This window comes from Clostridium zeae (assembly GCF_017312485.1).
Classification (GTDB): Bacteria; Bacillota; Clostridia; order Clostridiales; family Clostridiaceae; genus Clostridium_AR; species Clostridium_AR zeae.
Map to the genome: position 1 here is coordinate 90,848 of NZ_BMBA01000004.1, position 12,794 is coordinate 103,641.

Consider the following 12,794-nt stretch of genomic DNA (forward strand, 5'->3'; position numbering starts at 1 on the left):
TACATATTTAAGTATACTGTTATATGCCATTATTGTAAACTTCAAATCTCTTTTGCAAATCATATTATTCATAATAAAAACTACTTCGAGGGATTTATTTACTGTAAAATAGCTTGTCCAGTTGAGACAAGGATTCTTGAGCCCCTGAATTATAGCCAACATGTATACATTCAAAATCTAATAAAATTCTATTTTCTAAAGGATATCTTTCTCTAAAATCAGTATCATCCCACCAGGAATTATTAGAGTCTTCAGGGTATTTTTCAAAATTTGAAGAATGGAACATTTGATAATACCCAGTAAAATGAGGTTCACCTCCTTCAAATATATAAGGTAGGTTATTCCAACTTCCTGTCTTGTAATTTTCCCATTGCTCTTCAATAGTATCAAGCTCTGATTCAAATAACCCAGTATCAACAAAGTGTCTTAATGCACTCATGTGTATTTTCTCTATATCAGGGGAATTTTCATTGCCTTTTCTAGCCGCAATGAACTCTTCATGAATCCTATTAAGGTTTTGTATATTTTTAGTGCAACGATAGTCTATATACTTACTCTCTTCTTTACCAAGCCCCAATCCTCTTCTAGCAATAGGAGAAAAAAGTGAATTTAAATTTTTTTCTGTTTTTGAAATTTTGCCTATAACCTGTCTAACATTTGATGGTAAAATTATGTCACAATCCATCAGTAATATCCAATCTTCTTTATTTAATGCATTAATCCCTTCATTTATAGCTTTACCTTTTGCAAACTCAGCACCATTTTCATAGATTCTCTCAGAAAAAATATACTTGATTGAATTCTCTTCACATAGATTTATAGTATCAATGTCATTTTTTTCTGTAACTATAATCCAATTATCAATATATTTCTTATTATTAAGACAATACTTTAACACATGTGAATAATTAATACATACAGTAACTGCTTCTATCTTCATCATATATTCTCCTATCCATTTTATAAACTCCAATATAAGAGCCCATATTTTCAGCTTCATTTTCGTGATAATTTACTTTAATGTCAATAAAAATGCACATTCCATCATTGATCCTTCTACCTGCATTTCATTGAAGGTTCAAAGATAGATTTAGGTTCAAAGTTATATGTTTTTATAAAATACTCCACTACATTATTTATGATTTCATCAATATTTAAAAAATTATATTCGCCAATAATACTTAAAAGTTTATCATTGCTTGGAATTCTAACTTTAGGATCCTCAAAATCACTTCCAAAAATCTCTCTTGTAGGAATGAACGTAATTTCAGATAAACTGCTTGTTATAGCTTTAATTTTCTTTGCTAAATCAATTATCGAAATACTATTATTTGAACCAACATTAAAAATTTCTTTGTTTATTTCACTATTTTCTACAATCAAACTCAATATATTGACTAAGTCATTCACATGTGTAAAGGTACGTACCTGAGTTCCATCATCATATACAGTCATAGGTTCATTTTGAAGAGCTTGTCCTACTAATCTAGGCAATACCATTCCATAATTTCCAACTTGCCTTGGGCCAACAATATTAAAACACCTGATAACAACATAGTCTAGGCCAATTTCCTTACCATAAGCGTAACAATAATATTCTGCAACTGCTTTACCAATGGAATAACTCCACCTGAAGGAATTTCCTATTATTCGGTCATCATTTTCTCGTAATTCTGGGGATTTATTTTTCCCATAGATTTCAGAAGTAGAGAATACCACTATTCTCTTTTTTAGATCTGCTGCAATTTTAATAATAGAAATGGAACTTAAGATATTTGAATTCAAGCTTTTAACCGGATTGTCCATAATATATTTAACCCCTACCGAGGAAGCCAAGTGAAAGATAAGATTGCACTTTGAACATAAGTCATATAATACGTCATAGCTATTAATATCCTCATGCACGAAATGGAAATTAGTATTTTCTAAGTTATGTCTAATATTTTCTAAAGAACCAGTAGATAAATTATCAATAACATACACCTCATGTTGCTCATATAGCAATTTATCTACTAAATGTGACCCAATAAAACCCGCACCACCTGTAATAAGTATTTTCATAATACCCTCCTAAAATTTCATTTTTCAAATAGCTAATCTATAAGCAATCTTTTTATCTCATAAGCTTCAGCAGCTTCAACAGATACTTCCTTACCACGATATCTTGCCATACTTATCACTCCGTTCTTACTTACTGCATACTCCTCGTCTCCCATTTGAGATTCATACATTCCAAGCATTTCAACTTTTTTATAAAGATGTTTTGATATATCAACATATAGATTCGGCTCAAACATTTGTACGTTTGTAATCCAATTTACCTGGGGATACTCATAAACTATCACAGTTTGAGGCATGAAAAATTTCTTTTTTCTACTGCGAAGTGCCGTCATACAACAGTTATAAACTATAGCATGATCTTGATTGAAGGAAGGAAAAGGTATTGCAACAACCTGTGGTTTTACTCTTTCAATGATACTCTCAACTTTATTAACAAGCTCAAACATAGAAATAAGATCAAGTTTTAGGTGATATTTATCATCATAAAGTATGTCAAAGTTTTCTATATGGCAAAACTCCATTAATTTTTCAAATTCTCTTTTTCTTACATCACTGCCCATAGTAAACTCTGCTATGTGTACATTTTCGCTTTTCATCTTACTTATTAAGCCACCACATCCCAAGGTCTCATCGTCAGCATGTGGTGAAAAAATTAATAATCTTTCATTGTCATTAAATAAGTTATACATAATAATACCTCACCAATTTTCTATTATTCTCAAATCCATTTTTATATAAATTTCTAATACAAGGGTCATTGGTTAAAAATAAAGTAAAAGTTGTTCACCCTTAGCGCTAAGGCAAAACAATTTTACATCTAATTCAATATATACGTATATAAGCTTGTGATAAATTAAGTCAAACTTACATTATCATAATATAATTGTTACAATTAATTGTAAAATACCAAATAAAAACAAAAAACGTCAAAATTTGTATAATTTTAACGTTTTTCATGTAGTATCGAGACTAGAGTCGGATTACCTTGTAGTTGCTCAGTATTTTATACGTAATGCTTTTCTCGCTTTATATATCTAAGGTTCCCATCTAACTCTTTCTTTTAAAATTCTTACTGGATTCCCGCCAACCATTATATTATCACCTTTTATTTCGTTATTTATAAAAGAGTTTGCTCCAACTATACAAGAATTTCCAACCTTAGCACCTTTAATAAAAGTGCATCTACAACCTATCCAAACTTTATTTCCAAAGCTTATTTCTTTAGGTTCATTTATGATTTCATCAGTTTCTAAACTATAAATCTTATGATAATCAGTATCTAAGAATAAATTTTCCCATGATACTATACACCCATCGCCAAATTTTATTTTCTTACAACATATAATGGTTGAACCTCCACCACAGCAAAAATTACTTCCTATATGAAGCTCTCCTTCACCACTTACATCCACAACTGAGCCTGCTCCTATGTATATATTTTCTCCAAAAAAAACCTTACCAGTTACATTCCAACGAGAGATATCCTGAGGCAATGCACTTATATATGGAAAACCTATTGCTACTGAACGAAATTTAGGTTTTGACATTAGAACTATGCTACCTTCGGTATCACATAACTTAACTTTATAATGTATGTGAACTGGAAATTTTATTGCATCTCGAAATTTGAAATAATTAAAATTAAAGTACACAGTTTTTGGAATGCTTAAGGAAATATTTTTAAACATAAAAATGAACCATCTAATATTGTCTATATACTTTTTTAACATTCTCTTCCTCCATGATACAGCCTATACATTTTTATAATTAAGAATTAAATTTTTCAGTACTTTGAATTTCTTTCATCATCACTCACAAATTTTACCATATACACCTTTCCACAACAACAAATTTCATCAAATTTTGATTATTAATCAAATTTGCACCTTATTTTTGTGACTAAAAACAAACAAAATCGTCAATAAATTCTTTATATAAATTAAATATTTTTATATAGATCTATAGTTTTCTAATATTAAATTCTCGATTGCTTGTCTTAACTTACATTATTTAGGGAAATAATAATAAGGTAGTGATATAATTAATTTGTAGTGTAATTTAATATGAAACTACTTTGTTTCAGATAGGAGTGATTATATTGGAAAATAAAATAAAAGTTCATTTTATGGGTATATGCGGAAGCGGAGCTGCACCTATTGCAATTATCGCAAAAAATAATGGTTTTGATGTTTCAGGCTGTGACCTAAATGTGTCAGGATATTATAAAGATGCTCTTATAGAAAATAATATAGAAATTTTGAAAGGTCATGATTTAAGTCATATAGAAAATATTGATATTTTAGCTATCTCCCCTGCAATTTTAGATATTTCACCTAACAATCCAGAAATACTAGAAGCAGAAAAAAGAGGTATTTTAATGACCTGGCAGCAGTTTTCAGGTAAATATATACAAAAAGAAAAGTTCGCGATTTCTATTGCAGGTACTCATGGCAAATCTACCACTACAGTTTTAATGGGGCTTGTTTTGGAAAATGGTGGACTCGATCCAATTGTTGAAGCTGGAACAACTTTTAAACGCTGGGGTGGAGGCTATAGATTAGGAAATTCAAAATACTTTGTATGCGAGGCAGATGAATTCAATAATAACTTTTTAAATTACAGCCCTTCGATAGCTGTAATAAATAATATAGAAATGGATCATCCTGAATTTTTTAGGGATATAACCGACGTCAAAAATTCTTTTAAAAGCTTTATAAAAAAACTTACTGGCCCGAAAATCTTAATTATTAATGAGGACAGTTTAGCTATTAGGGAAATATTATGTGAATTAAAAGAGTGGTTAAAGGAAAATGGAGTAAAAGTTATTGGCTACTATATAGATAATAAGCTTGATTTCCCTTTTGCCATGGAGTATAAAGCAGAGTTAATTTCAAATACACCTGCTTATTCATCATTTAAGCTTAAAAATGGAGATACTGAAAACACCTTCCAGCTTGGATTGATAGGTAAGCACAATGTTATGAATGCCTTAGGAGTATTAACTACTGCCTTAGAGTTAGGTGTAGATGTTGGTTCAATAAAAAATTCCTTTGAAAATTTCAAGGGTATAGGAAGAAGACTAGAATTAATAGCAGATATAGATGATATTAAGATTTTCGATGATTTTGCTCACCATCCTACAGCAGTTGCAACTACTTTAGACTCAATTAACCTAAGTTATCCTGGTAAAAAGGTTTTTGCTATTTTCGAACCTCATCAACTTTCTAGAGCAAAGCTATTTTTTAACGAATTCGCTGAAGCATTAAAGAAAGCAGATAGGGTCATTATTACCAAACCTTTTTTGGGACGAGAAGCAAATAAGAACATTAAACCAGTTGATTTAAATATGCTATGTGAGAAAATAGATATAAATAAAGCTGCCTATATAGAAACTTCTGATGAAATATGCAGTACAATCCTTAACGAAGCAAAAAGCGGGGATTTAATAATAGTCTTTGGAGCAGGTGATTCATACAAATTATCTAGAAAAATCATTAATATATTAAGTGAAAATTCTATGATAAGATAATTTGAACAAAATAGAGGCTTTTTAAAAGCCTCTATCTCATTCTTATAGCTTATAAGGATTTTCATTCATAAGATAAGCTAATAACATAGATTTATTTTCATTTTCATCAAGCCATTTTTTTGTCTGTTTTAATTTTTCATAATCCTCAACACCAAACTTATTTGTATAATGTTTTTCTAAGAATTCTCTTCTTTCATCTTCTCTAATCTTTTTTTGCCATGCTTCAGTAAAAAAGTTTTGAATTTTATGATGTAAATCAATGCTCTTAATTGACTCCCATTCGTTCTTATCAAACCAGATTCCATTACAGGAACCACAATGCTCTAGCATAAAATCAAGTTTGCTTGATACTTTATATGGAGTAAGTATAGTTTCACAGTCAGGACAAAACTTAGGATTTGTGGAATCTTTAACTGGTATGTATTTATCTTCTATTGCAGTTTCACTCTGATTTTTATTGCTATTGTGCCAGGTAAAATAGTCTCCAAAGCGCATCCATTTTCCTTCACAATCCTTACAAGTATAAACCCTTAAACCATTTTCTAAATACTGCTCTTCTAATTCATTTGTTTTACATACTAAGCATCTCATATTTTTATCCCCTTACACGTTATATTAAATCATAACTAACTTAATACAATTATAATCTCACTACTATATTTTGTATATAAAGAATAATACTTCAAAAAATAATACCGGATATTATTTGTTATTCTCTATAAAATTTTCATAATCCATAGGTCTGCCTAAATAATATCCCTGCACATAATCACAATTTAAATCTCTCAGCATATTAAGTTGTTCTTCTGTTTCTATTCCTTCTGCTACTACTTTAATATTTAAACTGTGAGACATTATAATTATTGACTTAATTATTTCAGCATTTCTTTGATCTTTATCAACAAATTCTATAAGGGATTTATCTATTTTTAAAGTATCTATTGGAAGTTTATTTACATAGCTGAGTGAGGAGTATCCTGTTCCAAAATCATCAAGTGAAATCCTTATTCCAAGTTCTTTAAGCCTTTTAAGTATATCGATAGTAAATTCAACATCTTCCATAGCTTCATCTTCAGTTATTTCAAGGCTAAGATAAGATGGATCAAGTTTAGCATCTTCTAATGCAAATATTACTTTCTCAACAAAATTGTCCTGGCTTAATTGCTTAAAGGATGTATTTATAGAAATACTTACATTTTCAAGCCCATCTTCATGCAACTTTTTGCAATACTTACATCCCTTTCTTAAAACCCAATTGTCTATACTCACCATCTTTCCTATTTTTTTCGCAAGTAATAGAAATGTACTTGGAGGTAAAATCTTTCCTTGATGATTCCATCTAATTAGTGCTTCTACATTAGTTATTTTCATAGTTTGAATATCACCTATTGGTTGAAGATATAAAATGAATTGCTCAAGTTCTAAAGCCTTTCTTAAATAATTTTCTAGCATTAGTTCCTCTAGAGCAGTACCATTCATATTATTTGAGTAAATTTTGTATCCATGTCCTCCATTCTTTTTAGCCGCATACATTGCTATATCTGAACTTTTCATAAGGGCTGCCACTTTTGTTCCATCATTAGGGTACATACTTATTCCTATACTTGCTTGAACATGAAGTTCATTTCCTCGATACATAAAGCCTTGCCTAAATATATGTTTTATACTTTCTGCTAAGCTTTCAGCCTCAGCTATAGTTTCAATATTTTCTTGCAGTATTATAAATTCGTCTCCTCCTAGTCTTCCAATTGTAATATTCTCATTTTTTAATGTATTTAGTCGTGATGAAACTTGCATCAACACAAAATCACCTGCAATATGTCCTAAACTATCATTTATGCTTTTGAAATCATCTAAATCTATGAACAAAATTGCAAATATTCTTTGTTTTTCTTTCATTGCTCTTTTTATACTTTCGATTATACCTTTTCTGTTAGGAAAACCTGTTAAATCATCCTTATATGCAAGCCTAAGTATTTTCTCTTGAGCCTTCTTTTTCTCTGTAATATCACTTAATATAAATGCAAAATATCCGCTTTCAGTGCCATATGCTATAATGGAATACCAGGAATTAAATTCATCTATAAAAACCTCCTCAAGCCTTTCACTTGTCCCACTTAAAGCTATTCTAGCAAAGGTATCAATTACCTCCTTGTTTTTAGTTTTTAAACTAGGTATTAACTCTGTGATTTGCTTATTTATAATAGCTTCGTGCTCTATATTAGCAACCTTTAAGAAAACATCATTCACTTCAAGTATTGTAAAATCTATTGGCCTCCCATCTTTATCAGTAACTATTTTGTTATATGCAAAGCTTTCTGCCATATTAGAAAATAATAAATGATATTTTCTTTCACTTTCAATAATTTCATCTCTAGATTTTTTAAGCCTTTTGAACATTTTATTAAAATTAACAGATAGCTCTGCAATTTCATCAAAGCCAGCTACGCTTAAGTTTACAGATAAATCCTCTTCAGTTTCTACCTTATTAATGGTATTATTAATATCAATAATTCTCCTTACCACCAAAAGATTTATCAAAAGTATAACTGCTCCATAAAAAATAAATACTGTTAAAATAAGAACTGTAATAAAATAATTTACATTTTTTAAAGCTTCCTTCAATCCAACTCTGTCACTATCTAATTTTAGTAGTATAACAGATTTGCCAAACAAATCCTTTATGACACCATAACCTGAAATAACATCTCTATTTTGTATTTTTACATATACGTCGTCTACATTTCTATCTGAACTAGATATTTCACTATAACTATATGGTAGTGATTCTACCTTGAATCCTAGATTGGTGTTTAATTCATCCAACTCGATTTTATCTAAAAACCTTACATTTACATAGATTCCCCTTGAGTCTCCAGTACCGTCACTTTTTCTTATATTATTAGCTGATACAATTAAGGTCTTATTTTTTAATTGAATTATTCCTTTAACTTCCTTTTTATCCTTTAACTTTGACAAAACACTAACTTGTGCTGCTAGCTCCTCAGCCTCATCCTTTTGAAGATTATTAAAAGAGTCTTCTTCATTTACATTTTCACTATAAATTATCTTGCCGTTCTTATCTATAAACATCAAAAAACTAATTTTGAGTCTATTAAAAATAGTCAAGTCTCTAAAATTAGAGTCAATATACTCTTCATTGTGATCATTCATAAAGTTATAGGTATCATCCCATAAAGAGTAATCTAATACTACTGAATTGATGTTTTCTATATCTCTATTTATATATTTCACTACTTTTTTCACATTATCTTCGACCCTAAGGATTTCTATGTCGTTATACTGCTCAAGTAAATTATTTTTAGAAAAAATATATAGTATAGCAATTAAAGAAATAAATCCCAAGCATACTATCATAAACACCTTATTTGATAATTTCATCTTAACTCCCCCATTATGATTCTATAAACACATTGAATTATATAAAAATTTATTAAATATAAAATTTTTGCTCTGCTATATGAAATTCCTCGTTAAGTCTATAAAAAAAAATTATGTATACATAATATACATAATTTTTTTTATTTCGTTAATGAACTTTTCTACAGTTTATCTATGAAAAATTTCGGTTTCTATCTTAAACTATAACAATGGCGCTATGCTAATGCTATAACGTGGTATTATTCTTATATTCTGTAGGTGTCATGCTTGTATATTGTTTAAAAACCTTGCTAAAATACTCAATATCTTTAAATCCTAGCTTATTTGCAACCTCATAGCTTTTTAAATTGTTCATTTTAATTAAATTTTTTGCTCTTTCCATTCTTACCATATTTAAATATTTTTTGATTGAAATCCCTAAATTTTTACTAAAAATCTCACTTAAATACGTTCGCGTAATAAAGAGTTTTTCTGAAATTAACTTTATACTAATTTCATTATCTATATTTTCAAGTACATATTTGCATACTAGTTTTATATTATTGTTACTTTGATTACTATGCGTAAATTGAATAATAACATCTATAAGCTGCCTAAAATTTTGTATAAATATATGTTCCATTAAACTTAACTCATCATATTTTAAAAGTTGAATATTTTTAAATTGATTCACATCTCTTACTTTTTTAAGCCAATGATTCTCTAAAGTGACTTTGTCTACAATTTGCACTAATAACTTTTCCAGAACAACCGACAGTTTTGCTAAATTGTAATCTAATTCATTTGCTATTCCTTGGAATAGCTTTTCAACATACTCAATAGCCTTCATATCTCCAGAATTAATTAATTCGGAAATTTCATCTATTTGGTGAGTTGAATAGTAAAACTTAATTTTTTCTGATGCTATTTCTTCAAGTTTTTTTAAGTTTTCTTCTTGTTGTTTTCTTTTTGCTAAATAGTTGTTGACCTTGCCTAATACCTTTAAGAATTCAGCCTCGTCTACAGGCTTTCCTAAATAATCGAAAGCTCCAATAGTAAAAGCTTTTCTTGCATAATCAAATTCAGTATAATCACTCAATAAAACAACGCAAGAGCATAAATTTCTCTTAATTATCTCCTCTAACAATTCAATTCCATCCATCTTAGGCATTTTTATGTCCGTAATAACCAAATCAATAGCGTTAGCTTCAAGTGATTTAATTGCCTCTACTCCATCTCCTGCCTCATTCATTATCGAAAATCCAGATTTCTCGCCCCATATTTTTAATCTTTTTATCTGCATTCTGATAATTTTCATATCATCAACTATCATCACACTATACATTTTGTCCTCCTCTGGATATGTAAACAGTTACGTTCCTTATTTAACTGGCAAAGTAAAGTAAATTATTGTGCCACTATTAACTTTTCCCTCTATCCAAGTTCTACCCCCATGCTTTGATATTATTTTTTTCACCGTAGCGAGGCCAATACCTGTGCCTTCGAATTCTTCTTGTGAATGCATTCTTTGAAATATTCCAAACAGTTTATTTGCATACTTCATATCAAATCCAACTCCATTGTCTTTAACATAAAAAATATATTCATTTTTACTTTCACTGCAGCCAATGTTAATAAGTGCATTAGTTTTATTTCGTGTAAATTTAATTGCATTAGATAAAATATTATATATAACTTGCCTTAACAATATTCTATCTGCCATAACCATTGGTAACGCTGTATCAATTTCAAGGGCATCCTTCATTTCTAAATTAAATGATTTTAATTCATTAAATACTTCTATAAATAAATCCTTCATATAAACTTGTTCTTTAAATATTTCTAATTTTGAAGTAGTTGAATAATGAAGTAGCTTATTAATTAGTATTATCATATCATCACATATTTTTCTGGTTGACCTTAACATTTCATAAAGACTATTTTCAAGATTTTCCCCATACTCTTCTTCAATTATACTAATATAGCCGTCAATTGCTCTCAATGGTGATTTTAAATCATGGGATACTGTATAATTAAAGGCCTCAAGCTCCTCCATTGCATTTTTAAGCTCATTTGTTCTTACTTCTACACGGTGCTCTAAGCTTTCATTAAGTCTTTTTATTTCTTCCATTGCATTTTTATCTTTTGTTATATTTCTAAAAATCACTCCTACATGATTATCATCAATCTTAAAAGCATAAACAAAATAATATTCCCTTGTATGAGGATTAAAAACTTCATATTCTTCTGACTCGCCTGTTCTTAAGACTTTATTATAAATGCCAAGATTTTTATTTTTATGACCAAAGACTTCAATCCACCTTTTACCTAAAGCATCTTTCAATTTTATAACTGTGTGTTTTTCAAAACTTGGATTTATCTCCACGAAGGTAAAGTCTATTAAGTTTTTCTCTTCATCAAAAACAGGCTCAGTGATAAAATAGCCACTTAACATTTTGTTAAAAAGTTCTTTGTATTTTTTTTCATTTTCTCTTTGGAGTTTCCTTGCTTCAACTACCTCAGTAATATCTCTAGAAACTCCTATAATAATCGGTTTTCCATCCTCGTCCATACTGATTTTCGCATTAATAGCTATATTTACAACCCTTCCATCTTTATGTGGTGATAAAATTTCAAAATTTGTTACTTTTTTGTTTTTAATTATCTCCTCAATAAAAGCTTCTCTTCTACTAGGTTCTAAATATATTTGTTTTATATTTTTATTTATAAATTCTTCTATATTATAACCAAGAATATCTTTTACAGATGGTGACACAACTTTTATTTGTCCTTCTAAATCAGTTTCAAAGTATATGTCATAAAAATTATTGAATATATTGTAATATTTTATATATGCTCTATCAATTAATTCATTCTTTTTAATACTCTGCTCGAACGACTTTACTATTGTAGTTGATGATACTAAATTAAATATTAAAAATAGATATAGAAAAACCTCTAACCCTGGCTGTATATTTAATAACCCACTTAAAGTATAATTTATATAAACTTTAGAGTAATAAATATAATTTCCTAAAACAAAGCATGCTACAGTCGTAGCAATTGCTAAGCCGATTGTATGGTAATTATTTTTAGAGTAACTTTTTACTTCAAGTAAAAATAACTTTCTTATAATTGGCAACAGCAATAATGCTTCGCATAAAGAAATTATAGTTAATTCACTTATAATACTTTTAATTATCATAATATATATATCATAGCTTTTTGCAGAACTGATATTATGATAGATACTTAAATAAAAAATACTACATAGTAGTATGAACATAAACTGAATAAAATAAATATTATAATAAAACTTATTATTTTTTACTCTTTCTCTAGTGCCAATGCTTTGAAATAGTATGCACATAAAGGTTTGAAAAAAACTAACATAATAAATTATATTACTGTCATATTTTATTATTAAAGTATAAAAGCCAACACTTCCTAAGGTAGCACTAATTAATCCATATAAGCCTCCCCAAGAAATTGATACCAAAAAAGGAAAAATAAAATTCCATTGAATATTGAATTTAGTGTTATTATAAGAAACTCCAAACATATAAAAAAAACTTAAGTAGCATATTATTCCACAAATAATTGAGATATTGATTTTGTAATGTTGTTCTTTCGAAAATCTTGGTATAAGTTTTATACTTTTCTTCATAAAACTCACCTCTTATTATTCCCATTAGTATTGCTAATTTAAGATTATTCTTGTTAAAAATGAAGAAGAGAGCATATATAGATTTAGAAAATTTGAATCTATATACACTCCCTACTATTTTGCTATATAAACTTGCACACTATTCATTTAAAATAA

9 protein-coding genes are annotated in these 12,794 nt (G+C 28.7%); 1 reads left to right on the forward strand and 8 read right to left on the reverse strand.

What is annotated here, in order from left to right; genetic code table 11:
• Nucleotides 1-94 precede the first annotated feature (94 nt).
• The 4 genes from J3477_RS17620 to J3477_RS17635 form a co-directional block, all read right to left on the reverse strand.
• Entirely contained in the window at nucleotides 95-943 is an 849-nt protein-coding gene (locus J3477_RS17620; RefSeq protein ID WP_206871254.1) for a glycosyltransferase family A protein, read from the reverse strand.
• A gap of 113 nt (nucleotides 944-1,056) precedes the next feature.
• Entirely contained in the window at nucleotides 1,057-2,061 is a 1,005-nt protein-coding gene (locus tag J3477_RS17625) for an NAD-dependent epimerase/dehydratase family protein (RefSeq protein WP_206871255.1), read from the reverse strand.
• Nucleotides 2,062-2,093: 32 nt separating this feature from the next.
• Complete coding sequence (locus J3477_RS17630) at nucleotides 2,094-2,750, reverse strand: PIG-L deacetylase family protein (RefSeq protein ID WP_206871256.1); 657 nt, start codon at nucleotides 2,748-2,750, stop codon at nucleotides 2,094-2,096.
• A gap of 345 nt (nucleotides 2,751-3,095) precedes the next feature.
• Complete coding sequence (locus J3477_RS17635) at nucleotides 3,096-3,791, reverse strand: acyltransferase (protein ID WP_206871257.1); 696 nt, start codon at nucleotides 3,789-3,791, stop codon at nucleotides 3,096-3,098.
• Between the two features lie 359 nt (nucleotides 3,792-4,150).
• On the opposite strand from J3477_RS17635, the gene murC reads away from it, so the two are divergent.
• Nucleotides 4,151-5,590 (forward strand): UDP-N-acetylmuramate--L-alanine ligase, encoded by a 1,440-nt coding sequence (gene murC / locus J3477_RS17640; RefSeq protein WP_228731317.1) that lies wholly within the window; start codon nucleotides 4,151-4,153, stop codon nucleotides 5,588-5,590.
• A 42-nt stretch (nucleotides 5,591-5,632) separates the two neighbouring features.
• Here the strand turns inward: murC and J3477_RS17645 are convergent, their stop codons facing one another.
• The 4 genes from J3477_RS17645 to J3477_RS17660 all read right to left on the reverse strand — a co-directional run bounded on the left by J3477_RS17645 (nucleotide 5,633) and on the right by J3477_RS17660 (nucleotide 12,638).
• A complete protein-coding gene (locus tag J3477_RS17645; RefSeq protein WP_206871259.1) occupies nucleotides 5,633-6,181 on the reverse strand; it encodes a TFIIB-type zinc ribbon-containing protein in 549 nt (182 codons plus the stop codon).
• 111 nt (nucleotides 6,182-6,292) lie between these two features.
• The gene (locus J3477_RS17650; RefSeq protein WP_206871260.1) at nucleotides 6,293-8,992 is read right to left on the reverse strand and encodes an EAL domain-containing protein; all 2,700 of its coding nucleotides are present in this window, start codon (nucleotides 8,990-8,992) and stop codon (nucleotides 6,293-6,295) included.
• Between the two features lie 226 nt (nucleotides 8,993-9,218).
• Nucleotides 9,219-10,316, reverse strand: a complete 1,098-nt coding sequence (locus J3477_RS17655; protein ID WP_206871261.1) for a response regulator transcription factor — start codon at nucleotides 10,314-10,316, stop codon at nucleotides 9,219-9,221.
• A 36-nt stretch (nucleotides 10,317-10,352) separates the two neighbouring features.
• Complete coding sequence (locus J3477_RS17660; protein WP_206871262.1) at nucleotides 10,353-12,638, reverse strand: sensor histidine kinase; 2,286 nt, start codon at nucleotides 12,636-12,638, stop codon at nucleotides 10,353-10,355.
• Between the last annotated feature and the right edge of the window lie 156 nt (nucleotides 12,639-12,794).

Bases quoted from the DNA above. Each gene is read 5' to 3' on its own strand.
- J3477_RS17645 (WP_206871259.1), bottom strand. From the start codon at position 6,181: ATGAGATGCTTAGTATGTAAAACAAATGAATTAGAAGAGCAGTATTTA.
- J3477_RS17655 (WP_206871261.1), bottom strand. From the start codon at position 10,316: ATGTATAGTGTGATGATAGTTGATGATATGAAAATTATCAGAATGCAG.
- J3477_RS17625 (WP_206871255.1), bottom strand. From the start codon at position 2,061: ATGAAAATACTTATTACAGGTGGTGCGGGTTTTATTGGGTCACATTTA.
- J3477_RS17630 (WP_206871256.1), bottom strand. From the start codon at position 2,750: ATGTATAACTTATTTAATGACAATGAAAGATTATTAATTTTTTCACCA.
- J3477_RS17635 (WP_206871257.1), bottom strand. From the start codon at position 3,791: ATGTTAAAAAAGTATATAGACAATATTAGATGGTTCATTTTTATGTTT.
- J3477_RS17620 (WP_206871254.1), bottom strand. From the start codon at position 943: ATGATGAAGATAGAAGCAGTTACTGTATGTATTAATTATTCACATGTG.
- J3477_RS17650 (WP_206871260.1), bottom strand. From the start codon at position 8,992: ATGAAATTATCAAATAAGGTGTTTATGATAGTATGCTTGGGATTTATT.
- J3477_RS17660 (WP_206871262.1), bottom strand. From the start codon at position 12,638: ATGAAGAAAAGTATAAAACTTATACCAAGATTTTCGAAAGAACAACAT.